Raw genomic sequence first — 24,895 nt, forward strand, 5'->3', positions numbered from 1 at the left:
GTGGAAAACAAAAAAAGAATTTACTTTTTATGTACAGGAAATTCTTGCCGTAGCCAAATGGCAGAAGGATGGGCAAAAAAATATTTAAGTGATAAATGGGAAATACGAAGTGCAGGAATTGAAACTCACGGATTAAACCCGAATGCAGTCAAAGCGATGAAAGAAGTTGGGATTGATATTTCTAATCATACATCCGATCTTATCGACCCTGAGTATTTAAACAGTTCTGATTTAGTTGTAACCCTATGTGGTGACGCTGCTGATAAATGCCCTGTTACACCACCAAGCGTAAAACGGGTTCATTGGGGATTTGACGACCCAGCAAAAGCAGAGGGAACAGAAGAAGAAAAATGGGCATTCTTCCAACGAGTGCGTGATGAAATTGAAGCACGTATTAAATGTTTCGCTGAAACAGGAGAATGATTTAGAACTTTTAGCCAAGGAGTTAAACTCTTGGCTTTCTATTTGTTAGTTATATAAGTAAATGCTTATTATTACCTACTAAAAAAATATATGAGGGAGCTGACTAACTTGAAAAAAATACAGATTTTTGATCCTGCTATGTGCTGTTCAACAGGAGTTTGTGGACCTTCTATTGATCCAGAGTTGTTACGTATGTCGTTTATTGTGAGTAATTTGAAGAAACGTAATTATCCTATTGAACGCTTTAATTTGGGAACGGATACGGATGCTTTTATTAACCAAGAGAAGGTAAACAATTTATTGAATGACAAAGGCCCAGATGTATTACCAATCGTCTTAGTAGAAGGAGAAGTAGCATTAACAAATCAGTACCCTTCGAATGAAGAAATGGAAGGATGGACAGGAATTCCTGCTAGTGAATTGACTCAAAAGCCAAAAATACGTTTGTCATTAAAGGAAACTAAAGGAAACTAAAGGGGGCAATTATCATGCAGTGGTTTTCAGAAGAACATTTTCCTACAACGAAATTTCTCTTTTTCACCGGAAAAGGAGGAGTTGGTAAAACATCTGTTGCAAGTTCATTGTCACTTGTTTTAGCAAAGAAAGGACAGAAAGTTCTTTTGATTAGTACAGACCCAGCTTCTAATTTACAAGATGTCTTTGGTCAAACGTTATCTAATGAACCATCGCTTATTCAAGGTACGTCCCATTTGTATGCGTTAAATTTAGATCCAGTGCAAGCTGCATCAGACTACAAAGAACGCGTCATTGCACCCTATAAAGGAAAAATGCCAGATGCGGTACTTGCCACAATGGAAGAACAAATGTCAGGAGCATGTACGGTAGAAATTGCGGCCTTTAACCAATTCTCAACACTCTTAACCGATCAACGAATTACAGATGAATTTGATTTAATTGTTTTTGATACTGCACCAACAGGTCATACGTTACGCCTATTACAATTGCCTACGGCTTGGTCAGGATTTTTAGAAGATAATACGAGTGGTGCTTCATGTTTAGGTCCATTAGCTGGACTAGAAAGTCAAAAGCAGATGTATAATGAAGCCGTTCAAGTACTTTCTGATAGAAATTTAACAACGCTCTTATTGGTAAGCCGTCCAGAAGAAGGACCTTTATTAGAGGCAGCACGCGCCTCTAAAGAGTTGAAGGAGCTTGGAATTGAAAATCAACAAGTAATTGTGAATGGTTTATTTGAACATTCAGCCTTAGAAGATAAGTATGCGAAAGCATTATATGAACGTCAGCAACAAGCGATTCAGGATATCCCAAGCGAAATTAAACAGTATCCGATTTATTATTTACCATTAGCACCGTTTACGATTTTAGGATTAAATCAAATGGATAAGTGGATGTCACATGATTTTGACCTTTTTTTAAAAGAATGTCCACAAGTATTTATTTCGTACCATACGATTCGAGAACTAGTGGATTACTATGCTCAGCACAATCACCGAGTGGTGTTTACAATGGGTAAAGGAGGCGTTGGTAAAACAACAGTAGCTTCTTTAGTTGCTCTTGGATTAGCTGAAAAAGGGAAAAAAGTACATTTAACAACTACCGATCCTGCTGCGCATGTTGCTTGGACATTAGGTGGTAATACATTACATGAAAATTTAACGATTAGTAGTGTAGACCCGAAAAAAGCTGTACAGGATTACAAAGATGAAGTTTTAACAAAGGCTAGTGAGACTATGGATGAAGAAGGTTTGGCTTTTATAAAAGAAGATTTAGAGTCTCCTTGTACAGAAGAAATAGCTGTGTTCCGTGCTTTTGCGGAAGTGGTTGATCAATCGAAAGATCAAATCGTTGTGATTGATACGGCGCCAACAGGACACACATTACTTTTACTAGATGCATCAGAAGCGTATCATAAAGAGATTTCACGTTCTTCAGGCGAAATCCCAGAATCGGTTCGAAACTTATTACCAAAGTTAAGAGACGAGGCTTATACAAGTATAATCATTACGACCTTACCAGAAACAACGCCGGTGTTAGAGGCAAAGCGTTTAGAAGAAGATTTACATCGTGCAGGTATTGCGATTCATTGGTGGGTTATTAATCAAAGCTTCTATGTAACAAGTACTACTGATCCTGTGTTAGTAAAAAAAGCACAAGAAGAACAAGTATGGATTGAAAATGTAAAAGAATTATCACATGGACAGTTTGCGATTATTCCGTGGAGTATTCAAGAACCGAAAGGCATGACAGGTTTACATCAATTACTTCAATTAGACAAATAAGAATATCTTATCATCTAGGAGTTTTTTGATATGTATACGAAAACCAAACATGAGTGGATTTGAAACGAAAAGAAACTCTTCTTTGCGTAGTGCTAGGTGCATTATTAGAAGAGAAAGCAAAACAACCAACTAATGATAAAGAAAAATTACAAGATTTAATGGCTGATGTGAAAAAAAGAGCAACAACTATTGTATGATTAAGGAGGATTTAACCATGAAAATAACTGAACAGGCAAAAGGATACATTCAACAAACTATGAAAGATAACAATGTCAATACACTTCGTTTTTATGGTATTGCGGGCTGCTGTGGAGTGAACTTAGGTGTAGGTTTACAAGAAGCTGAAGAACATGATGTAATTGAACAAATAAATGGAGTACAAATTGCTATTCATCCAGATGTTAAAGATCAACTTAACAATGTAACTATCGATGTGGAAGAACAAGATGGTGAAATGGGTATCATATTAGATGGTTATAACCCTTCATCTTGTTGCTAAATGAGTTGAAAAAAACAACCTTGTCCGATGGTTTTTGAAGGACAAGGTTGTTTTTTACTACTAAAATGGGGATTTTGTTAGATTATAAAAAGGGAACGAACTCGATTTAAAGGGTACCTTTTTATTTTTTATATAAACAATTATTCTTTTTCATTTAACTCTACAAGCTCAAGGATTTTCATTGCAACATTTCTTTCTGTTCCTTTGAATGGATAAGAATGTATATGGATTGCAGGATTAAAATTCAATTCGATGATTGCGTAAGAGGAGTGTTTATCTTCTAAATCTTCGATCATCATATCCACTCCACAAATTTTTGCTCCCACTGCTTGTGATGCTTTAACAGCAATTTGTTTAAATACTTCTGGTATTTGATCTGTTACATCTATACTGTCCCCACCAGTTGAGATGTTTGAATTCTCACGTAAATATTGTAATTTACCTTCAGGAAGCACTGTATTGATTGTAAGACCTTCTTGTTGCAAGAAGAGTTTCATGTTTTCATCTATTTCAATCTTCTCTAACGGAGTTTTGTATCCTTTACCTCTTAGTGGATCTACGTTTTTTTTGCTGATTAGTTGTTGAATTGTAGATATTCCATCTCCAGTAACATTGGCAGGGACTCTATGCAAGACAGCGACTGTTTCATCTCCAATTACCATGAAGCGATATTCTTTTCCTTTAATAAAAGGTTCAATAAGGATAGTGGAATCTTTACTAAAAGCGATTTCTAAACCTTTGATTAAATCTTCTTCATTTGTTCCATTAGGAAAGATTGATATGCCCAAACCAAAATTAGTTGATTTAGGTTTTATCACGAGTGGAACACCTATCCAATTGCTCAGCGATTCCTTTGCAGAATTAATATCAAAAAATTCTTCGCCTTCAGGAACGACTATGTTATTTCTCATAAGTATTTGCTTAGTCACACTTTTATTTTCCATAATCAATACAGTGACATACTGATCTTTACTCGTTTTGGTTGCTTGTTTAATGTATTGTGTATTTTCCTCTTTGGTTAATTCGATAAAATTATCTTTTCGATCTAGAACGTGAAAATGAATACCCCTTTTAATACTTTCTTTCAAAAGTATTTGAGTGGAAAGTTCCATATCTGTATAAGGTTTTAACTTGAAGCGTTCTGAGAAAGCTTCTTTTTTGTGTTTTTCAGCTAGTTCCAAATGAGCTTTTATATAACCTTTTTCTTTGCACAGACTAGCAAGACGATAAGAATAAGTCTTTTGATAGTTAATCATCAATTCCTCTTTTTCTTTAAGAAGATTATAAAAAGGCAGTTCATACTGTTGATTCATTTCTAGAAGGTCATGTAAAATGCTAATACCCCAACTTTGTAATGAAATTGTTGAACCATTTTGAATGAGACTTAATTGCAGATTTTGTCCTTCAATCGCTACTTTTTTGGAGTTTAGTTCACTCTCTAGTTGCCAGTTATCATACAATGTTTCTTCTTTTTCGAGGCAATATAATAAAAATAGATGAATAAAATTCATATCCTCAACAGATAATCCACTCTTTACAAAAGGATTAATATCGATAGTGCGAATTTCTAAATATTCAATACCATTGTTAAATAAATTTTCAGCTGAATATGGGGTTCCTTTACTTTTTAAGCGTATTTGTGAATATAACTCTCTTATATTTTTAATCACACCTTTATCGATATAGGAAGTAATGGAATTCACATATTGATCAATGGAAGAATAATCGAGCGTAATGAATTCTTTGTTTTGGTAACCACAGATACTATTTCTGTATGAGATTGCTTTTTCATTAGAGTACGTTTCCTCTGAAATTTCTTGAAGTGTTTTTACACACTGTTGCTCATATGTTTTATGAATGGTATTAGTGGCACCAAGAAAATAGACTAAGAGCCAATGGTGACGTAAATAGTTACGTGTAAGTTTTAAATATAGTTCTTGTTTAAAATCATGTAGTGACGTTTGCTTTTTAGTTTTGCTATATAAAGTGTGTATTAATTTTTCACCTAAAGAGAAATTGATATGGATACCTGAGATTAACTGTTTTTTCCCTCCGTATTTTTGTTCTAAATACTCACGATAACATTCATCTTTTCCTTGGTTTGAGAAAGTAGCGATTGGAATATCTTTATTTTCTGGTGTAACAGCAGGCATAGATTGTGGCCAAATAAACTCATTATCCAGCTCCAATGCGGCTATGTTATACAAAGAATCTAAAAAATCAATAGCATCACTTGTAGTATGAAATACGGGTGTGACAAGCTCTAATTGACTTTCCGAAAAATCCGTAGTGATATAAGGATTTTCTTTTTTATCGCCGAAAACTTTGGGGTGTGGACTTAAAGAAAGCATACCACTGTCAGTAACACGCAATCCCTCCCTTTCAATCCCGAAGTTAGCATCTAATATTTGCTTATTTGAAAGGTTAGAAAAAAGACTGAATTTCATGTTGGTATTTCCTCCTATATATAACGTTAAATATTACGATCGACAATATGCCTTTTATGAAAGAGGATATAGCGATACTTCACCAAATACCGTTTAATCCGAATATAGGAATAAGGAGTAGTGCTAAAGGTATTCACATAAGCGTAAATACATAAGTTAACAAGGCCCAGTTTATTCTGAGCCTTGTTTTTTAATATTGTAGTCAACAATGATTGGATTTAATTTTCACTTTTGTTTTCTTCTTTAACTGCCTCTATTATAAAGGACGCAACAAAGTCCTCAATATTCTTATCAGGGACCCATGTTTTTAATATTTCTTTGCTGTTATCCTTTGGAGTCATTCGTACGTCTTTGAATCCTGCATTGTGAAGCATGAGTTCTATTTCACCCACATATTCAGCCCCACTAACACATCCTGCAAATAATTCTAAATCCTGTTGTATCTTTTGTGGTAATTTTGCTGTTGCAACAATATCAGAAATAGATAATCTTCCACCAGGCTTAAGAACTCTATATGCTTCTTTAAATACCTGCATTTTATCAAGTGATAGGTTTACTACGCAATTTGATATGATCACATCTACTGATTCATCAGTAACCGGTAAATGTTCGATTTCTCCTAGCCTGAATTCCACATTGGTATAACCTCTTTTTTCTGCATTCTTACGAGCCAACTTAACCATTTCAGGAGTCATATCAACACCTATTACGAATCCAGTTTCACCTACATGCTCTCTTGAGAGGAAGCAATCGATGCCACCTCCACTTCCAAGATCAAGGACTACTTCTCCTTCTTTTAGTGCTGCAATGGCAGTAGGATTCCCACACCCTAATCCCATATTAGCTTCTGATGGCACATTTGAAAGGTCATCTTCTGTATATCCTAATTTGAGTGATATACCCTGTATATCCGTTGTTGTTTCGTTACAACCACAGCTTCCACTGCAGCAATTGCTATTAGAGTTATTTAATGCAATCCCTGTATATTTTTTTTGAATTTGTTCCCTAATTTCTTCTTTTTCCCTCATGGAAATCACCTTCTATATATTTTTTGTTAATTCTAAGGCAATAGATAAAAAAACTGAAAAATACATCTTTTCATGTATAAATCTCTCTAATATTATTTGTGATTTGCAACTATATTCTCAAATGCTGTCCTCCTTTATCTGGGAGGACAGCGTTTACTTTCCGACTTCCTCGTTGCATCGTCTAATAAGTATAGTGAACGGATTACAGTTTCCTTTTCAAAATCACTTAATGAAGAAAATATCTGGTTAAGATAAATATTCATTTCTTGATTAATCTTTTGTTCTGTGGCTTTTCCCTTAGATGTTAGTGATAAAAGATTAACACGGTTATCATTAGGATGTGGAGTCTTTTTAACCAAGTCTCTTTCATTTAGTGTCTTGATCTGTCGGCTGAAGGTCGTGATATCTAAACCTAAAGCTCCAGCAACATCCTGCATGGAAGGCTCATTCTGTCTTGAAATTTCGTATAAGATGTGACTTTGAATGAGACTAATATCATCTCCACAGCAGTCTTCACAGCAACGTTCGTTTAAGAAACCAAATCTTCTTACGATCATTTGGAAAACGTTTCTTAGGTTATTATTTTTCATGTTTTCACCTCTAATTTATTTATACACTATATATTTGTGATTTGCAAGTATTTATACTTTTAAAATACAAATATTTTTTGTATAATAAAGTTAAAAAATTAACGGAGGAGTAACTGTGATATCTAATCTAAAAGTAAGACTTGCGACCAAAAAAGACTTGACGGACATCTTGGACATTTATAACCAAGGTATTGAAGACAGAATTGCTACGTTAGAAGAAAATCCTAAAGACCTGAATTATATGCAAAACTGGTTTGAAAAAGAACATAATCAAAGGTACCTGGTTATGGTTGCGGAGAAAAATGGAGAAATAGTAGGGTGGGCATCTTTAAACCGGTATTCTAACCGTTGCGCTTACAATGGAGTAACAGATCTATCCATATACATAAAAAGATTTCAACGAGGGGTAGGAATTGGCTCTACTCTGTTGAAAGAGATTGAACGAAATGCAAAAATTAATGATTTCAATAAAATAGTTCTATTTACATTTCCTTTTAATGAAATGGGACAATACTTATATAGAAAAATTGGGTATCGAGAAGTTGGTATTTTAAAGAATCAAGGTAAATTAGACAACAAATTTGTCGATGTAATGGTAATGGAGAAGATTTTAATATAAGGAGCACAGCGGATATTCCAATAGTGGATACTTTAAATCTGAAACAAATCGAAGATTCTTTTTAATGGGAATTGTAAAAAGAATCCTTTTTGTTAGAGTGAGCACAAAATGATCAAACTTTTTTTAAAATAGATTCATTTAATCTACCTGTAAAAAAGAGGCATACGAACATATTTTGTTTAAACTTTATTTTAAACCTTCAGCAGTTGTAGATTTGTAGGTCGTAATATTAAAAAAGATCAGCCTTCAAACTTAATGAATTGGAGGACTGGTCTTTTTTGTTTTCATTATATAAATTTGCTTTCCTCTGAAATTAGGGCATTCTTTTTTTGAATTTATCATTACATACAGTTTATGGAAGATTCTTTGAATTTCAATAAACTAATTTAAAAAAAGAAAAGCCTTGTGGGGAAATTCCTTACATTAAGTCAGGGTAATAAATCGCAAGTTTAGTTAAAATCCTGATACCCAATACTAATTATTTTATAGAAAATAAGGATGTAAATAGTTTTCGTTTAAGGGGGGAAAAAAATGTCGGAAAATAAAGTAAAATATGCAATGCTTATTGATTTACGAAAGTGTGTTGCATGTCATGCATGCACAGTTGCATGTAAAAGCGAAAACAATGTTCCACTAGGCTATTTTAGAAATTGGGTTTCAGAAATTGAAAAAGGTAAATTTCCAGATGTATCAAGGTCTCCACTTCCAAGACTATGTAATCATTGTGAAAATGCACCATGTGAAAAAGTTTGCCCAGTTAAAGCAACTTATTATACTGATGATGGTACTGTTCAGATTGATTATGATAAGTGTATTGGATGCGGTTATTGTATTCAGGCTTGTCCATATGATGCTAGATTTATTAATCCTTTACGAAAAACGGCTGAGAAGTGTACATACTGTTATCATAGAATTGCTAAAGGCGAACTTCCTGCTTGTGTATCTACCTGTATTGGTGATGCTCGTGTTTTTGGAGATATCAACGATCCAAAAAGCGAAATTTCAATGATAATCGCCAAAAATAAAGTTGAAGTGTTGAAACCTGAGAAAAATACTCACCCAAAAACATTCTATATTATGCCTGACGAAAAATTAACGAGACCAGATTATTCGGTTATTTTCGGAGGAGAAGAATAATGGATAATATAACTTATCTTTATAATGTGAATCATCATGTTTATTGGGGAATCTTAATTGCCATTTATTTTTTTTATACAGGAATAAGTGCAGGAGCCTTCTTGATTTCTAGCTTGGGAAATGTATTTGGAATTAAAAAATATAAAATGGTTGAAAAAACAGGTGTAATATTATCTATCGTATTTTTAGCAATCGCTCCATTGCACTTAATTGCAGATTTACAGCAACCAGCAAAGTTCTGGCATCTACTAGTAAATATACATTTTACTTCTGCAATGTCATATGGAGTATTTTTACTATTGATATATTTTCTTACTTGTATTATTTATGCATGGTTTATATTTAGAGAGGATCTTGCAAGATATTTAATAGAGAAAAATAATTGGAGATCAAAACTCTATAGTCTCATTATTTTAAAGGATAAACGATTAGACAATAAGACCTTGAATAGAGATGCTGCTTGGAAAAGGCGATTAGGAATTTTCGGAATACTATTAGCATTGCTCCTAGAAGGGTATACGGGATTTCTCTTAGCCGATGTACAAACAAGAGCATTATGGCATAATGCGTTAATGCCATGGATCTTCTTGATGTCTGCCTTGGTATCAGGTACTGGAGTATTTATAGTTGTATTGATGATTGTAGAAAAATCAAAGGTAGGAATGCTTGTACCAGAGGTAAAAAAAGTAATTGTAGATATGACACAACTAATGAAATGGTTTATTGTCATTGACGGTGCTATGTTGATTTCTACTTTCATTACACTTTGGTATGGGAATCAAGAGTCATATGCAGCAGGTTACTTTTTATTAAGGGGAGATGAACAAGTTGGTTTCATCGGAATCGAACTTATTTTGGGTCTGCTAGTACCTTTAATCTTGATGTCACTTCCTAAGATAAAAGAAAGCAATGTTTGTATCGTTATTTCTTCGATTTTAGCGATTATTGGCGTAGTAGCTATGAGAATAAATTTTGTTATTGGAGGGCAAAAGATCCCTTTAACAGGGAACAAAATACTACAGTATCAAATCGAACCATCCCAATTGACAATCGTAATCTCGTTTGCTATAGCAGCATCAATTATTTTAGCTTTCTTCTATTATTTACTACCAATGAATCATAACTATACTCCAAATCATGGTAAAAACAAGAACCAAATAGGTTCTCAGAAAGGAGCGTAAGATTATGAAAACTTCAAGGAGAAGTTTTATTAAAGGTTCAGCAGTACTTGGAACAGCATTGGCTGTTGGTTCTTCTATTAAAGTACTTGCTAGTGATAAAAATAAAGAAATCCCAGATTACATCTCAGGTGCACCAGGTTATGATACCTTGGACACATCAGAGGATGTTGATATTATTTATAGTGTTTGTTTACAATGCCGGTCAGATTGCACGATTAGAGGGAAGGTAAAAAACGGGCAAATATTAAAACTTGATGGCAGTCCTTATAGTATTATGACAATGCCTGAACCTGTTCCTTATGAAACTAATCCAAAAGATGTTGTAAATATACGAGGAAAAATGTGTGCACGGGGGCAAGCTGGGATTCAAACAGCTTATGACCCTATGAGAATAAAACAACCTTTGAAACGCGTTGGCCCACGGGGTTCAGGAAAATGGAAAGCAATTAGTTGGGATGAGGCATTTAAAGAAATAGTTAATGGGGGAGATTTATTTAATGAAGGACAAGTAGATGGGTTTAAGGATGTTTATGATCCAAACACTCCTATTAATCCTAGTGCCCCAGAGCTTGGTCCAAAATCAAACCAATTTACTTTCTTGGCTGGTCGTATTGAAGATGGTAGAAAACAATTTGCAAAGCGATTTGTACAAAATGCATTTGGGTCTATTAATTTCTTTGATCATACAAGTATTTGTGAGATCAGTCATCATATCGCATATACGCAAACAATGCCAGGTAAAAACAATTTTAAACCGGATTTTGCTAACGCACATTATATTATCATGTTCGGGGGTTCTTTATGTGAAGCTAACTTTCCAATGAATAATCTAGCTTATAAGTTAGGTGCGTTTAAAGAAAGGGGCGGTAAACTGATAGATGTTGAGCCCAGATTTTCTGGTACTGCAGCTAAAGCAGATATTTGGTTACCGGTAAAACCCGGTGGTGATGGTGCATTAGCACTAGGAATGCTTAGGTGGATAATTGAAAACAACCGATATGATAAACATTTTTTAGAAAATCCATCAAAAACGGCTGCCAATGCAGATGGTGAATTTTCATGGTCTGATGCGACATATTTAGTTAATTTACAAACACGAAAGTTCTTAAGACCTTCAGAAGTAGGTATTAAGGGGAGCGAAAGTGATTTCGTTGTTATAAATGGTGGGGTTCCCAAATTAAATACTTCTGCTAATCGAGGGGACTTAGAAGGATTATTGGAGATAAACGGAATAAAATGTAAAACATCGTTTACTCTCTTAAAAGAAGAAGTTATGAAACTCTCAATGAAAGAGTATGCTAAGCTTTCAGGAATAAGTGAAAAACAAATTGCACAAACGGCTGAGGAATTTACTTCCTATGGAAAAACAGCTGTTGCTGACTTCTATCGTGGTCCAGTTAAACATACGAATGGTTTCTATAATGGACGCGCTATCATATTGTTAAATGTTTTAATAGGAAACATAGATTGGAAGGGTGGATTATCTGTTGGTGGAGGAAGTCTTCATGAAATGGGTGGTGAAGAAAATACAAAATATGATGTAGTGAACATGCATCCTAATAAATTTACTGCATCAGGTATTCCACTTTCAAGAGAAGGAAAGCATTATGAAGATTCAACAGAATATAAAAAGAACGGTTATCCCGCAAAAAGACCATGGTTCCCGTTTTCTGAAAGTATGTATCAAGAAGTAATTGCAGGTCTTGCGGATGGATATCCATACAAAACAAAAATATTATTCCTTCATATGGGAACCCCTGCTTATACTGCACCAGGTATTAAAAATATTGTCATCAATACATTAAAAGATACAAAAAAAGTACCGCTATTTATCGCGTGTGATATTTTAATTGGGGAAACATCTATGTATGCAGATTATATATTGCCGGATGTTTCGTATCTTGAACAGTGGGATACCCCACATACTGCACCTACTATTGTTTCGGCATTATCAAAAGTTCGTCAGCCAATGACAAAAGTATTTCCTGAAACTAAATCATTAGAGGAAATCCTTATTGCAATTTCAAAAAAAATGAATCTATCAGGATTTGGTGATAATGGATTTGGTTCAGGAATGCCATTAAATAAACCCGAAGATTTTTATTTAAAGTTAGTAGCAAATATAGCGATTGAAGGCGGAGTACCTGGTGATACAGAAGAAGCTAAGATTAAATATGTCTTAGACCGTGGAGGAATATTTGAAAGTCCAGATAAGGCTTATGATGGATCTTATTTAGCTCACAGGTATGAAAATATAACTCGTATTTATTCAGAAGAAGTTGGTTCATCAAGACACAGCATTACTGGAGAGTTCTTCAAAGGGGTTCCAACCTATGAACCTATTAAGGATTTAAAAGGAAATGTAATTGACGATAAGGAGTATCCTTTTACATTAATAACATATAAGATTCCTTTTCATACTCAATCAAGGACAGTTACAAATCCATGGTTAATGGAGATCTTACCTGAAAATTTTGTAGATATGAATGCAGATGATGCCAAAAGGTTAGGTATTAAAAATGGAAATCTAGTTCGTATTGTTTCTGCAACAAATAAAAAAGGTGAAATAGGAAAAGCAAGATTGCTACAAGGAATTAGACCAGGGGTCGTAGCTGTTTCGGGACATTATGGGCACTGGGCTTTAGGTTCTCAAGATGTTGTTGTAAATGGTAAAAAGATAAAAGGGGATAAAATGAGGCAAGGTGGAATTAATCCTAATCCAGTTATGAGATTGGATACTTCGATTGGTAATGTTTGCTTAGAAGATCCTGTTGGTGGCAGTGCTTCATTTAATGACACGAAGATAAAAGTACTAAAGGTTTAGTATAAAATTAGCTCAGATAAAGATAAACTTATATTTTGGTGGGGGTGATTTGCTATGATTACTGAGACTTCACTGGAACTTTCTAAAACTAGAGGAATTGTATACCAATGGATTTCAAATATGATTTTACTGGAACCGAATGAACAGAACTTTCAATTTTTAGTAAGTAATAAGATTATTGATGCAATAAAAAAAATGGTTGAATATACTGTCTATGGAGATAATTTAATTCAAGCAATTGTTGATTGGAGATGTGAACCAGGATTCAAGGAGAAAATGATTGAAGATTTTAATGAACTATTTTGTATTCCTGGGCCAAAATATATTTATCCTTTTGAATCTTGTTATCGTGAAAGACTTGTTGATGATTCGATAGGTAAAATTTATGGATGCACTACTCTAGAAGTCAGCCAAATTTATAAAGTCCTTAGTATAAGATTTAATAAGAAAGAAATCCCAGATCACCTTGGTATTGAGTTATTATTTATGTCAGAACTTTGTTACTTAGAGGGTGCAAATAGTGAAAACAATCAAAAAGTAGATGCACAAAAGCTTTTTGAGTGGCAAAAAGGATTTTTAAATGATCATCTCTTTAAATGGGGATTTGAAGTATTAAAGAATATGGAGGAAAAAGCGGAAACAGATTTTTATCGATCTATTGCACAAATGTCGATTGACTTTTTAGAAGAAGAAAGGTCAATATTCATTTAAAAATTATATTCATAAAGGAGGGACAATATATGAGCTTAGCATTTAAACTATTATCTTCATGGTTGAGCCGTTCTTCCATACATTTTGATGATTCTAGATGTATTAATAATAGAAATAAATATGTGAATTGTACAAAATGTGTGGACGTTTGTCCCTCACCTAAAGCATTAGTAATTCAAGATCAAAAAATATTGTATGATGTGAATTATTGTACAGACTGTAAGAAATGTACATATACATGTAATAGTTCAGTTTTTATAGATATAGATTTAATACAGAAGCTAAAAAATATTAAATATCAAAAAAGTGTAACATTTTCATGTCAAAAAATAGATAAAGAGAAAAAATTTTTCCCCTTAACATGCCTCTTACAGCTTAAATTACCGCACATTCTTTATGCGGCTTTAAAAGATAAAGAAATTAGAATTAAGTATGATAAAAATCTGTGCTATACATGTTCAAATTTTAATGAAAATATAATAGATCATATAAAAAACCTTATTCAGGACGCGAGCAATATTCTCGAAAAAATACAATATCAAAAAAAAATAACGATGATATTTAATAATCAAAATTTGAATTCTGATGAAAAGATATTTTCTCGATCAGACTTTTTTAAATACATCGCTAATAATACTACTAATGCAACATCAGAAGTATTACCAGATTGGAATAAAAAAATTTCCTTAAAAGAGAAGCTTAATAGGAATGAAGAGAATATTTTACTTGAATATTGCTTAAAACAACTACTTAAGGATGTTGATGGTTCGGGGAAAAATTTAATGATAGATTCAAGTTCTATTGGGATTGCTAAAACTAAAATAAATAGTAACTGTGATCTTTGTGGAATTTGTGTTGCTCATTGCCCAACGGGTTCTCTTTTAATTAAAAAAAGTGATAACAAGGTTTTTCTTTCACAACAGTTAATGAATTGTATGGATTGTTTTGCTTGTAAAAAAACTTGTCCGAAAGAGGCAATTGAATTTGAGTATAATGTTTCTGTAAATGATTTGATGAAAGATCAAATTGATTTATATGAAAAGCAGTTATATTTTTGTGAAAAATGTGGTGAGGTTTCACAAAATAAGATATGTGATGAATGTAAAAGAAAAGATAGATTAGAAAATGATATGTTTCAATTCTTTGCATAGAGGAGTGGTCATATGCTATCCAATATTGGAATTCCTGGTTTAATTCTTATATTAGTTTTGGCACTTATAGTGTTCGGGCCAAAAAAATTACCAGAAATAGGGAAGGCCTTTGGACAGACATTAAAAGAATTTAAAAAATCAACACGTGAATTAACGGATGATTTCGAAACAGTAACTAATGAAGAAAAAAATAAACTTTCCTAAGTTTAATCTTTTGAAATATTAATAATTAAATGAATTAGGGAGTCCATATCTAGGATATCCCTATTTTCTGTTTTATTTTCTTAATTACAAATAAGTTGAATAAAATGGAAAGATAGAATTGCATCTTATTTTATTATTTTAAACAAATTTATAACATTTACCGAATAAAAAACAATGTAGATTCTAAGAGAGATATAATATAAATTATCAACTGAACTGTGGTGAGTGGAATGAAAGTACTTCATCTCTTTTTAACAATAAGTTTGATTGTTAGCACTATTTTACTTACTAGTTGTAGTAATAAATCATCAAATGAGGAAGAACTCAGCTTATATTCCGCAAAGAAAACAATTCAAACAAAAGAGCATGATCAAAATGATCATCGATTAAAAATTGGGATTGCTTCTGTTAATTCTCCGCAATTGTCACTTTCTAAATATAATTTATTAATTCGCTATTTGGAGAAAAATTTACATCTAAAAATTGAAGTAATACAGAAACAAACATACAAGGAAATAAATGATATGTTAAAGAACGGGAAAGTTGATTTTGCATTTATATGCTCACTTTCTTATGTTATTGGAATGAAAGAAGGATATTTAGAGGGTGTAGCTGTTCCTGAGATAAATGGCAGTACACTATATCGTTCATACACAATAGTAGGGAAAAATAGTAATTATCATAATATAAAAGATCTCGAAGGAAAGAAGTTTGCCTTCACAGATCCGTATTCTTATTCAGGAAGACTATCCTTATTAATGGAGTTACATACATTAGGGAAAAATCCTGAACAGTTTTTTAGCCATACTTATTATACCTATAGCCACGATAATTCTATAAAATCTGTTGCGTTAGGTATAGTAGATGGTGCAAGTGTTGACGGTCAATTGTATGAGTCGATGAAAACTACGAACCCTGATTTAATTTCTCAGACAAAAATTATTGGATTTGGAGAAGAGTCCGGATCTCCCCCATTTGTATCTTCAAAAGAAGTAAATCAAGAAATTGTAAATAAAGTTCAAGCCATTTTATTTAATTTAGCTGAGACAAATGAAGGTAAAAATATTTTAGGTGAATTAGGTATCGATCGTTATGTTCCTATTCATCAAGAAAATTATAAAACGATTGAGAAATCCCTATATTTATTTGGAGAAAAGCCATGAACAAGATTAATAAAAAAATATATACTGCTCTTTCAGCAGTATCAATTCAATTAAAAATCTATGGTATGGTATTCTTGGTTATTCTACTAGTAACATCTATTAGCCTATTTGTAATTAGAATTTCAATTCAAAATACACTTACAGCACAGATTGAAGATAGGGCAAAATCTATTAGTAGTGATATATCTTCTAGAAGTGTGGATTTGATATTAACAAATAATATTTATGGTATGCAAAGTTTAATTAGTGATACATTAAATAGTTACCATGATATTGAATATATTTTTATTTTAAATGATAAAGGGGAATTAATCGTTCAGTCAAAACCTAATATGCCAATTAGTGAAGAACTGAAAACGGCGAATAAACCTATTATCAAAAATTCAAATGATGAAGTAAATCATACAAAAAAAATTAATAGTGAGAAAGGAATTATATTGGATTCTGCTTCCCCTATACTACAGGGAGGAACTGTTAGAGTTGGATTAAATTATAGTAGTCTTTATGATGCGTTGGATAAAATAACCAATCAACTTATTTTTTCGATGATTGGCCTCCTCATTATATCCGCTTTAATTGTATTTGGGTTAACTAAAATATTAACATATCCAATTAATCAATTAGTTCACCTTACGAACGAAGTATCAAAAGGGAAGCTATCACAAAGAATTCATTCTTCAGCGGATGATGAAATTGGAAAATTGACAAAGTCATTCAATAAAATGTTAGATTCTCTTCAAAAAGTTGAAAAAGAGAAAGAAGAGTATATTGAACAAATAAAAAACCGAAACAAAGAGCTTTCATTACTAAATAATTTATCTAAAAATCTAACAAATGTTAATCAATTAAGAGATATGTTGAGTAAATTTGCTAGTGAGCTTGTTGAATTATTGAACTTGAATAGTGCATATATTGAGGTTGAAATTGAGGGGCAAACAGAAGTTTTTTTTGATCGCAAAGCTTTTTGCAGGAATCTGTATGAAAATCAAAATGTTTGTGCACAGGGGAGCTGTATAAAGGGAGAAGTCAATTATATTCATAATATACCTTTAAAGATGAATAATGGGAAAATAATTGGGAGAATATCAATCTGTTGTGTAAATGAGCTTGGTAATACTTTCATTAATATATTGTCTTCATTAGCTAATCAATTGGCAGTATCAGTAGAGAATTTACAATTATGGAATGAAATTAAAAAGAAAGAAGAAATTCGATTAATGCTATTAGAAAAACTTATCCATGCACAAGAGGATGAGCGAAAGAGGATTGCTAGAGAACTACATGATGAGACGAGCCATTCCTTATCTTCAATGCTTGTAGAGTTAAAAATGTTACAAGAAGGAAGTGAAAAAAGGAAGATAGAAGCAATAGGAAATTTACGTAAGCTCGTACAAGTAGCAATTGAGGAGGTACATCAGTTGGCATGGCAACTTAGACCTAATATTTTAGATAAGTTTGGTTTGAAAGTTGCAATTGAAAGGTATGTAGAGGAATTTAAAAAGGTAAATAATGTTGAAGTGGATTTGGTGATAAGTGGAGAATTAGGAGTCTTAAAGCAGGAAACGGAAACTGCTATTTTTCGTTTGATACAAGAGTCATTAACAAACATCTCAAAATATGCAGGTGCAACTTTTGTTAGTATTATCTTGATTTCAGTAGAAAATCAAGTTTCTATTGTCATTGAAGATGACGGAATTGGATTTGATGTAAAAGAAGTACTTGAAAGAGATCCATCAAAGGAACATTTAGGACTTCTTGGAATGCATGAGAGGATATCAATACTCGATGGAACCCTTGACATAGAATCCGAACCTAAGAAAGGTACAACAATTTTGGCGAAAATTCCTCATGTAAGGAGAGGCGATAATTAATGTCTGTAAATATTATGGTAGTAGATGATCATCCTGTATTCAGATCTGGATTGAAGGCTATTTTATCAAATGAAGATGAATTTCAAATTGTAGGTGAAGCACAGAGCGGAGAGGAGGCAATAATAAAAGTTCAAGAAGTGCAACCAGATATAATTATTATGGATATTAATATGCCGGGAATAGATGGGATAGAAGCAGCAAGAGAAATAAAGAAAAGTTACCCTAAAGTAAAAATTATCTATCTTACAATGTTTTCTGACGAAGCCTTTCTAAAAGAAGGACTAAATGCGGGGGGACAAGGATATGTATTAAAAAAAGCAGTAGATACTGAATTAATATCTGCAATTCATACAGTTGAAAACAATGAACATTATATCTATCCAACCTTAGTTCCTTATTTATATAAAACTACTAAGAAGTATGAAGAAATAAAGAAAGAAAGTAAGGAAATTAATTTAAGTGAACGGGAAAAAGAGGTGTTAAAGTTTATTGCTTTAGGATATACTCAGAAAGAAATTGCAGAAGAGTTATTTATCAGTATTAAAACGGTTGAAACATATAAATCAAGAATTGTTGAAAAAATTGGAGAATCTAAAAGATCAGCATTAGTACGTTATGCAATCAAGCATCAGCTACTTTCAGATCTTTAATAATATTTATAAATTGTTTAAAAAAGGGCTGTATCTTATTGCATGTTCAAGTATCGTCTTCATTTACAAGGATTAAATTTGCACAAAGAAATCTGCTCAATTTGTATTTTTGACAGGTAAAGGTGGGGGAGGAAAAACATTAACAGCATGTGCCACAGCTGTTGCATTAACTGATTACGGCAAATAGGTATTACTAGTCAATACGGATCCTGCTTCCAATCTACAAGATGTATTTGGAGTCGATTTAACAAGCATACCAAAGGCTATTCCTTCAGTTGAAAATTCATGTGCAAGTTAGCAGGTGAAAATGGTGTTACAGGTCTAAAAGTGAAAAATAATAAAACCAAAGAAGAAGAAGTTATTTATACTAATTTTCATAGTTATGGCTCAATTTTTATCTTATTGGTCTTCGTGCTATGTATGGCTTTAGGGATCTTCTCCATTCTAATGTTAAAAGAAAATAAAAAACCTAAATAAAGCTGGAAAAATACTTATTTTTACTTCTATTTTGAGCACTATGGAAACAAAAAAAGAACCGCATTGAATGGTTCTTTAAAATACTTCTAATCAATTATCTTTGCTCAGATTGTGTTCTCTTTGCCCTTATGAGCGTACTTTTACTAATTCCTGTCATATTTTCAACCTCTTTGTAGGAGTTTTTTTCTAGGAGCTTCAAAGCGTGTTCAATTTGCTTTTTACCGAACTTTTTTGGCCTTCCCTCTTTAAAATCTTGACAATTACTTTTCCTTCCTGTGTCCTTTCAACAATCATATCCTTTTCAAACTCGGCAAAGGCTAACATAACACTTAAAATTAAGCCGCCCTGTAGGTGTATCTTCGACTAAATCCATATTTAAGACATGTACTTTTATTCCTCTTTCAAATAGGCCTTTAATAGTTTTTATTCCATCTGTTGTTGTCATGGCAAATCTGCCTATCTTGGTAACAAGTAATGTGTCTCCTTATTTAATTGTTGTAGCAGTTTTTAAATTGTGGTCGCTCTGTTTTTGTTCGAGTGAATTTGTCCGAATAGATTTCTTCACAGCCTTCTTTTTCTAATGCTTGAAGCTGCGATTCTAAATCCTGATGTGATTACTGCCAAGGAAATGTACCAATGTTGACATAATTTTTACCACTAAATGACAATGAATGTATCAGTAAATGAAAGGTGATTACCACCTTACATCCTTTAGATGATTAAGTTTAAAATAAGAACAACTTCAACAATCGGGCCATATTCTTGATTTACACATTTAAAGAAAATTGGTAATGATGAGAAAATTGTGGGGGTTTTCACTTAAACTGAAGTCTCAGAATACTTGAATAGTGGGATGAAGTTTGTTTCAAATCAGGAAATGTTATGAAGATATTGTCTGAAAAAATTAACTACTTTAACTGCTGCAATTCAAATATCTTGTGATAGTCGCTTTTTGAACCCAGTTTTCTCTAAATCAATGGCAACAAAATTTTGATTCTCAAATTCCAATTTGTCGAGTTGGCCGACTCCTATTGCAGGGAGCCGGCCTGCTCTTTTTTGCCAACAGCACAAGTACCTGCCAGTCAAACCAAGAGGGTTTTTCCAATGTCTACTTTAAGGGGTGTACCTCACTCAATATTCGAGAGAGCACACACTTTTGAGATTAAAATGTCACGGAAACCTCCACCAAATCTTGAATACTGCCATCCCGGGCGCTGCGTGTGTACACCATCAAGATACCGCTTTGCGTAGTGGGAGTTTGATCGAATTGAAGCTGTGCGTCGAATAGTCCGAATGCGGGAGCGCCTTGTGAAGCCGTTACGGCCCGTTCTTGCGTAATGATACGCCCCATCGCGTTGCAAATTTGGTAATTGATCGTCGCTTCGAACGCACGAGCCCAGCCCGTCAAACGCTGTCCGGGGGCAATCTTCGTTCCGGGCAAGGGCTGGAACACGACGATATTCGTCGAGGACGGAAGCGGGACGACTAAACGGAGCCCAGGATAAATGACATCAGGCGATAAACCTGGGCGTCTCTGGTTGGCTCGAATCAATTCGCTCATCGTTGTTCCGAAACGGCGGGAGATCTGGAACAGAGTATCTTCCTGCTCTACTTCATACACGAAAGAGGCAACGGACAGCAGTTGGGAGACTCGAAGAATGTCCGGCTGTTGCAATTGGTTGAGTCCAGCCAGCATGTCGACGCTTACGGAGAACCGTTCGGCAATCCGATAGAGCGTATCTCCAGACTGAACTTGGTACAAAACGGAACTTTGCTCCGCCATACCCGGTAATCTCACCAGCAGCACTTGTCCGGGAAAGATTTGGGCGGGCTCGGCAACAGGAAGATATAACGTGTTAATCTGCATCAGCGACTGTACGTTGGTGCCCAATTGATCAGCTATCGAATACAGGGTGTCACCCGGGCGAACGGTATACAGCAGATGGGTGCCTGGTGAAATCGGCATTGACATGCAACTCCTCTTCAAGTAGGTTTCTACCCATCATATGCTGTAATCATCCGCTAACGTGATTAACGCGAACCCCCTCCCTTGTGGCTTTGAAATAAAGTTGAACAGTTTATAAAAAAGTTACACCGTTTTGAAAAAAAGATGCACCGGAATTTCCTATCTCTTTAAAGAAGGAATTTCGGTTTTTCTTGTGAATTAAGAACCTGTTAAGTGATAATAAAGTTATTCCATTAAAGGGCAAGATTGTTGAGTAATACCATCATCATATTTTTCGTAAAAAATGGTTTTGTGATATATGATTCCACTTGATTAAGTCATAGATAAAGTTAATGACACAAATTGTGCATATTAATTTACTAATAGTAAATAATCACATAGAATAATTAAGAAGTAAATAATATAAACAAAGGGAGAATGTTATAAATGTCAAAAACAGTGAAGTCTGTCACATCACCTAAGAAATTTATTTTGGGTCAAAACTTATTAGAAGAATTATCTACATATACAAAGACGTATGGTGACCATGCTTATGTTATTTGTGATGAATTTATTCTGGAACGCGCATATAAAGAAGCTAGTAAATCATTTGAAGATGCTGGGCATAAAAGTGAATTTGTAAAATTTAATTACGAAATTACTCAAGAAGAAATTGATAAACATCGTGAAGCGGTTCGAAATTCAGGTGCAAATGTAATTGTTGGCATTGGTGGTGGAAAAACATTAGATACAGCTAAAGCAACTGCCTATTTTGAGCATTTACCTGTAGTGATTTTCCCAACCATTGCTTCAACAGATGCACCATGTACAGCGCTTTCTGTTATTTACAATACAGATGGTTCATTTGATCGTTACTTATTCTTACCATCGAATCCAGACGTTGTCATAGCTGATACGAATATTTTATCAGCAGCTCCAACACGCTTTTTTGTAGCTGGAATCGGTGATGCTCTTGCTACATATTTTGAAGCACGTGCATGTTACCGTAAAAATGGTGACAATCTAGTAAATTTGAAACCAACTCTTGCTGGATTAGGTTTAGCTAAAATGTGCTATGATACAATCTTAGAATATGGTTTTCAAGCTAAAACCGCAGTTGATCATGGAATATCTACAACAGCTGTTGAAAATACAATTGAAGCAACTATTTACTTAAGTGGTGTTGGCGCTGAATCTGGTGGTTTAGCTGCTGCACATGCTATTCATAACGGAATGACAGCTGTCCCATCACTCCACCATGCACAACACGGTGAAAAAGTAGTATTTGGTTTATTAACACAACTTGTTTTAGAAAGTGCACCAAAAGAGGAATTTGAAACGGTTATTAATTTTATTAAAGAAGTTGGTCTGCCATTAACTTTAAAAGATCTAGGTCTTGACGAATTTAGAGAAGAAGAATGGCGAAAAGTAGCAGAAATAGCATGCGCTGAAGGAGACACAATGGGGAATATGCCTCATCCAGTAACTCCTGATGATGTGTATCAAGCCATTATTGCTGCAAACGCATTAGGAGAATCTTATCATAATTAAGTTTTTTCTTAGGGACACGGGGACAGGTTGAGGCCACTGAAAAAGTCCAACTAGATTAAAAGCTAAGACGAAACAATACAATATATTGAAAATCAACATTCTTTAAATACTAGTTATAGATGTTCCTATTAAGATGTTTTTGATGGCTAGATACTTTTTCAGCAATCTCGGACAGGTTCCTTTTCCATATCTAAGCTAAAGGGCTTGAATGGTGTTTAAATAAGATAGCTTTAAAGAATAACAGGGACTTCTAAAAGTGTTATCCATCGTGCTAGATTTGGCGATAGGTTTTATCATAAAATAAGCAAATGTTTACAAGATTAAGGGAGTCATCTATTACTAAGATGGCTCTTTTTTAAGTTTATGGTTAAGACGAGGTGCTTGTTCCTATGTCCTTCAAAAAGTAAAGCCCTGAAGAGATTTACTCTCTACATGGTTATTTAAATTTAGTTTCCAAGAATACTCTATTGAAATTTTTCAGCGGGACAGGAGACCTATCCGAGACCACTGAAAAACGTCTCCAAATTATTGGAAATACATCAAAATTATAACATAAAAAAGAAAAACCTTGGATTTTGGTATAATAGAATTGTCCAGAAACTATCACCAAATCGGGGGTTTTTCTTTATGCTTAAAGATCATATTCAATTGAATATCTACTCATTATTATACGATAGAATTCCGGAAAATCATATATTAAGAATTTTAAATGAAAACGTTGATTTCAGTTTTATTAATGAATTATTAGAAGACTCCTACTGTAAATATTATGGTAGACCAGCTAAAAATCCGGTATTGATGGTAAAACTTTTAGTCCTTCAATATCTTTATAATCTTTCTGACGCCCGTGTAATTGAAGATGCTTCGTTAAATCTTGCCTACATGTATTTTCTTGGAATAAACCCTGATGATGAATTGCCAGATCCAAGTCTTCTAGCCAAATTCAGAAGATATAAGTTAGATGAGGAAGCAGGCATAACCGTTGATGACATCAACACAGCCATTGTGAAACAATGTGTTGAAATGGGAATCATTAAGGGAACCGGATTAAGTATCGACTCCACTCATTCAGAAGCCAACACCTTCAAGGCAACTCCTGAAAGAGTAATGAAACGATTAGCCAAAAAAATCTTTAAGAATCTGAAAGAAGACAATGGTGAAGTGCCTGAAACTGTCAATCAAGAGATACCGAATTATAAAGAAATCGAAAATCCAAAAGAAGCAAAAGAGACAATGAAAACATATCTAGAAGAAACAATCAAACAAGTCGAAGAAAACGTTGATTTGAATAACCATTCTCGTACGAGGGAAATCATTGAAAGCGCAAAACAAATATTAGTCGACCCCCAATTTATTGAACAAAAAGGGGTACGTTCGATTGTGGATCAGGATGCGCGGGTAGGACACAAGAGTAAAACGGATCACTTTTTTGGATATAAAACGGAATTTATGATGACCACTGAGGAACGCATTATCACAGCTGTAGGAGTAAATAGTGGAGCTTATGTGGATGGAACACAATTCGATGAACTAATGGAACAAACGAAAAAAAGTGGTGTAATGATTAAAGAAGTGTACGGAGATAAAGCCTATTTTAAAAAGTCTATTTTAGACAATATTAAAGAAATAGAAGCTAAGCCATACATACCTGTAAGTGAAATGGCCTATCGTGTAGATGAAGAAAGATACAGCTACAACAAAGATTCAGATGAGTGGTTTTGTGATCAGGGAAATCAAACCGTTAAAAAGGTTCATAAGGTACGTAAGAATGGAAAACAAACTTATCGATATTATTTTGAAAAGGAAAAATGCAGAAGCTGTCCTTTAAGAGAGCAGTGTATAAATGGAAAAAACGTAGGGAAAATATTGGAGGTAGGAGTTAATACCCCAGAATTCTATCAATATAGTCAAGAACAAAAAACGGATGAGTTCAAAGAAAAATACAAAAATAGAGCTTGTCATGAATGGAAAAACGGGGAAATGAAAAACTTCCACGGGCTAGATCGTGCCAGAGGGTACGGTCTAAAAAGCATGTCCATACAAGCGAAATTAACAGTATTGGCCGTAAATTTAAAGAGGATAGCGAGTATCCTATCCTCTTTAAAGCAGTCATCTACTCAATTAACTTACATTTATTTCAAAAATACAGACAAAAGTCTCCAT

Annotated in this window: 20 protein-coding genes and 3 pseudogenes; 18 read left to right on the forward strand and 5 right to left on the reverse strand. The window is 33.8% G+C overall.

Features of this window, described 5'->3' with window-relative positions; genetic code table 11:
- The 5 genes from arsC to ACE38V_RS17910 all read left to right on the forward strand — a co-directional run bounded on the left by arsC (position 1) and on the right by ACE38V_RS17910 (position 3,183).
- Positions 1–423, forward strand: coding sequence for an arsenate reductase (thioredoxin) (gene arsC / locus ACE38V_RS17890; RefSeq protein WP_375843360.1), 423 nt, complete (start codon positions 1–3; stop codon positions 421–423).
- A 108-nt stretch (positions 424–531) separates the two neighbouring features.
- Positions 532–897, forward strand: a complete 366-nt coding sequence (gene arsD / locus ACE38V_RS17895) for an arsenite efflux transporter metallochaperone ArsD (RefSeq protein WP_375843362.1) — start codon at positions 532–534, stop codon at positions 895–897.
- 14 nt (positions 898–911) lie between these two features.
- A complete protein-coding gene (gene arsA, locus ACE38V_RS17900) occupies positions 912–2,684 on the forward strand; it encodes an arsenical pump-driving ATPase (RefSeq protein WP_375843365.1) in 1,773 nt (590 codons plus the stop codon).
- A 59-nt stretch (positions 2,685–2,743) separates the two neighbouring features.
- The gene (locus tag ACE38V_RS17905) at positions 2,744–2,881 is read left to right on the forward strand and encodes a hypothetical protein (protein ID WP_375843367.1); all 138 of its coding nucleotides are present in this window, start codon (positions 2,744–2,746) and stop codon (positions 2,879–2,881) included.
- 17 nt (positions 2,882–2,898) lie between these two features.
- Complete coding sequence (locus ACE38V_RS17910; RefSeq protein WP_375843368.1) at positions 2,899–3,183, forward strand: iron-sulfur cluster biosynthesis family protein; 285 nt, start codon at positions 2,899–2,901, stop codon at positions 3,181–3,183.
- Between the two features lie 140 nt (positions 3,184–3,323).
- On the opposite strand, the gene gshAB is transcribed toward ACE38V_RS17910, so the two are convergent.
- The 3 genes from gshAB to ACE38V_RS17925 all read right to left on the reverse strand — a co-directional run bounded on the left by gshAB (position 3,324) and on the right by ACE38V_RS17925 (position 7,248).
- Positions 3,324–5,630, reverse strand: a complete 2,307-nt coding sequence (gshAB, locus tag ACE38V_RS17915) for a bifunctional glutamate--cysteine ligase GshA/glutathione synthetase GshB (protein ID WP_375843369.1) — start codon at positions 5,628–5,630, stop codon at positions 3,324–3,326.
- A gap of 218 nt (positions 5,631–5,848) precedes the next feature.
- Positions 5,849–6,658: an arsenite methyltransferase gene (locus ACE38V_RS17920; RefSeq protein ID WP_375843371.1), complete on the reverse strand. Its 810-nt coding sequence runs from the start codon at positions 6,656–6,658 to the stop codon at positions 5,849–5,851.
- A gap of 134 nt (positions 6,659–6,792) precedes the next feature.
- The gene (locus ACE38V_RS17925; protein WP_375843372.1) at positions 6,793–7,248 is read right to left on the reverse strand and encodes a MarR family winged helix-turn-helix transcriptional regulator; all 456 of its coding nucleotides are present in this window, start codon (positions 7,246–7,248) and stop codon (positions 6,793–6,795) included.
- A gap of 118 nt (positions 7,249–7,366) precedes the next feature.
- On the opposite strand from ACE38V_RS17925, the gene ACE38V_RS17930 reads away from it, so the two are divergent.
- From ACE38V_RS17930 to ACE38V_RS17980, 11 genes and pseudogenes are all read left to right on the forward strand, one after another.
- Entirely contained in the window at positions 7,367–7,867 is a 501-nt protein-coding gene (locus ACE38V_RS17930; RefSeq protein WP_375843414.1) for an arsinothricin resistance N-acetyltransferase ArsN1 family A, read from the forward strand.
- Positions 7,868–8,398: 531 nt separating this feature from the next.
- On the forward strand, positions 8,399–9,004 hold the full coding sequence (locus ACE38V_RS17935; protein WP_375843374.1) for a 4Fe-4S dicluster domain-containing protein: 606 nt from the start codon (positions 8,399–8,401) through the stop codon (positions 9,002–9,004).
- Positions 9,004–10,185 carry an NrfD/PsrC family molybdoenzyme membrane anchor subunit gene (gene nrfD / locus ACE38V_RS17940; RefSeq protein ID WP_375843376.1) on the forward strand — a complete coding sequence of 394 codons (1,182 nt, stop codon included), beginning with the start codon at positions 9,004–9,006 and terminating at the stop codon, positions 10,183–10,185. Before ACE38V_RS17935 ends, nrfD begins: the two co-directional genes overlap by 1 nt.
- Before the next feature lie 4 nt (positions 10,186–10,189).
- Positions 10,190–13,009 (forward strand): molybdopterin-dependent oxidoreductase, encoded by a 2,820-nt coding sequence (locus ACE38V_RS17945; protein WP_375843378.1) that lies wholly within the window; start codon positions 10,190–10,192, stop codon positions 13,007–13,009.
- A gap of 54 nt (positions 13,010–13,063) precedes the next feature.
- Positions 13,064–13,720 (forward strand): TorD/DmsD family molecular chaperone, encoded by a 657-nt coding sequence (locus ACE38V_RS17950; protein WP_375843379.1) that lies wholly within the window; start codon positions 13,064–13,066, stop codon positions 13,718–13,720.
- A 29-nt stretch (positions 13,721–13,749) separates the two neighbouring features.
- Positions 13,750–14,871 carry a 4Fe-4S dicluster domain-containing protein gene (locus ACE38V_RS17955; RefSeq protein WP_375843381.1) on the forward strand — a complete coding sequence of 374 codons (1,122 nt, stop codon included), beginning with the start codon at positions 13,750–13,752 and terminating at the stop codon, positions 14,869–14,871.
- Positions 14,872–14,883: 12 nt separating this feature from the next.
- Positions 14,884–15,075 (forward strand): twin-arginine translocase TatA/TatE family subunit, encoded by a 192-nt coding sequence (locus ACE38V_RS17960; RefSeq protein ID WP_375843383.1) that lies wholly within the window; start codon positions 14,884–14,886, stop codon positions 15,073–15,075.
- Positions 15,076–15,305: 230 nt separating this feature from the next.
- A complete protein-coding gene (locus ACE38V_RS17965; protein ID WP_375843384.1) occupies positions 15,306–16,238 on the forward strand; it encodes a substrate-binding domain-containing protein in 933 nt (310 codons plus the stop codon).
- The gene (locus ACE38V_RS17970) at positions 16,235–18,109 is read left to right on the forward strand and encodes a sensor histidine kinase (RefSeq protein ID WP_375843386.1); all 1,875 of its coding nucleotides are present in this window, start codon (positions 16,235–16,237) and stop codon (positions 18,107–18,109) included. Before ACE38V_RS17965 ends, ACE38V_RS17970 begins: the two co-directional genes overlap by 4 nt.
- A complete protein-coding gene (locus tag ACE38V_RS17975; protein ID WP_375843387.1) occupies positions 18,109–18,759 on the forward strand; it encodes a response regulator transcription factor in 651 nt (216 codons plus the stop codon). The genes ACE38V_RS17970 and ACE38V_RS17975 overlap by 1 nt, the downstream gene beginning before the upstream one ends.
- Positions 18,760–18,835: 76 nt before the next feature.
- Positions 18,836–19,042, forward strand: a pseudogene (locus ACE38V_RS17980) (ArsA-related P-loop ATPase); the annotation flags it as partial.
- 288 nt (positions 19,043–19,330) lie between these two features.
- Here the strand turns inward: ACE38V_RS17980 and ACE38V_RS17985 are convergent.
- Positions 19,331–19,793 (reverse strand): annotated as a pseudogene (locus tag ACE38V_RS17985) (recombinase family protein).
- Between the two features lie 605 nt (positions 19,794–20,398).
- Positions 20,399–21,202 carry a LysM peptidoglycan-binding domain-containing protein gene (locus tag ACE38V_RS17990; RefSeq protein ID WP_375843389.1) on the reverse strand — a complete coding sequence of 268 codons (804 nt, stop codon included), beginning with the start codon at positions 21,200–21,202 and terminating at the stop codon, positions 20,399–20,401.
- 426 nt (positions 21,203–21,628) lie between these two features.
- Between ACE38V_RS17990 and ACE38V_RS17995 the strand changes: the two genes are divergently transcribed.
- Positions 21,629–22,732, forward strand: coding sequence for a glycerol dehydrogenase (locus ACE38V_RS17995; RefSeq protein ID WP_375843391.1), 1,104 nt, complete (start codon positions 21,629–21,631; stop codon positions 22,730–22,732).
- Positions 22,733–23,359: 627 nt separating this feature from the next.
- A pseudogene (locus ACE38V_RS18000) lies at positions 23,360–24,874 on the forward strand (IS1182 family transposase); the annotation flags it as partial.
- Between the last annotated feature and the right edge of the window lie 21 nt (positions 24,875–24,895).

This window comes from Cytobacillus sp. Hz8 (genome assembly GCF_042263505.1).
Lineage (GTDB): Bacteria > Bacillota > Bacilli > Bacillales > Cytobacillaceae > Bacillus_BE.

Bases quoted from the DNA above. Each gene is read 5' to 3' on its own strand.
- ACE38V_RS17950 (WP_375843379.1), top strand. From the start codon at position 13,064: ATGATTACTGAGACTTCACTGGAACTTTCTAAAACTAGAGGAATTGTA.
- arsA (WP_375843365.1), top strand. From the start codon at position 912: ATGCAGTGGTTTTCAGAAGAACATTTTCCTACAACGAAATTTCTCTTT.
- ACE38V_RS17975 (WP_375843387.1), top strand. From the start codon at position 18,109: ATGTCTGTAAATATTATGGTAGTAGATGATCATCCTGTATTCAGATCT.
- ACE38V_RS17935 (WP_375843374.1), top strand. From the start codon at position 8,399: ATGTCGGAAAATAAAGTAAAATATGCAATGCTTATTGATTTACGAAAG.
- nrfD (WP_375843376.1), top strand. From the start codon at position 9,004: ATGGATAATATAACTTATCTTTATAATGTGAATCATCATGTTTATTGG.
- ACE38V_RS17995 (WP_375843391.1), top strand. From the start codon at position 21,629: ATGTCAAAAACAGTGAAGTCTGTCACATCACCTAAGAAATTTATTTTG.
- ACE38V_RS17910 (WP_375843368.1), top strand. From the start codon at position 2,899: ATGAAAATAACTGAACAGGCAAAAGGATACATTCAACAAACTATGAAA.
- ACE38V_RS17920 (WP_375843371.1), bottom strand. From the start codon at position 6,658: ATGAGGGAAAAAGAAGAAATTAGGGAACAAATTCAAAAAAAATATACA.
- ACE38V_RS17965 (WP_375843384.1), top strand. From the start codon at position 15,306: ATGAAAGTACTTCATCTCTTTTTAACAATAAGTTTGATTGTTAGCACT.
- ACE38V_RS17990 (WP_375843389.1), bottom strand. From the start codon at position 21,202: ATGCCGATTTCACCAGGCACCCATCTGCTGTATACCGTTCGCCCGGGT.
- ACE38V_RS17955 (WP_375843381.1), top strand. From the start codon at position 13,750: ATGAGCTTAGCATTTAAACTATTATCTTCATGGTTGAGCCGTTCTTCC.
- gshAB (WP_375843369.1), bottom strand. From the start codon at position 5,630: ATGAAATTCAGTCTTTTTTCTAACCTTTCAAATAAGCAAATATTAGAT.
- ACE38V_RS17925 (WP_375843372.1), bottom strand. From the start codon at position 7,248: ATGAAAAATAATAACCTAAGAAACGTTTTCCAAATGATCGTAAGAAGA.
- ACE38V_RS17970 (WP_375843386.1), top strand. From the start codon at position 16,235: ATGAACAAGATTAATAAAAAAATATATACTGCTCTTTCAGCAGTATCA.
- ACE38V_RS17945 (WP_375843378.1), top strand. From the start codon at position 10,190: ATGAAAACTTCAAGGAGAAGTTTTATTAAAGGTTCAGCAGTACTTGGA.
- ACE38V_RS17960 (WP_375843383.1), top strand. From the start codon at position 14,884: ATGCTATCCAATATTGGAATTCCTGGTTTAATTCTTATATTAGTTTTG.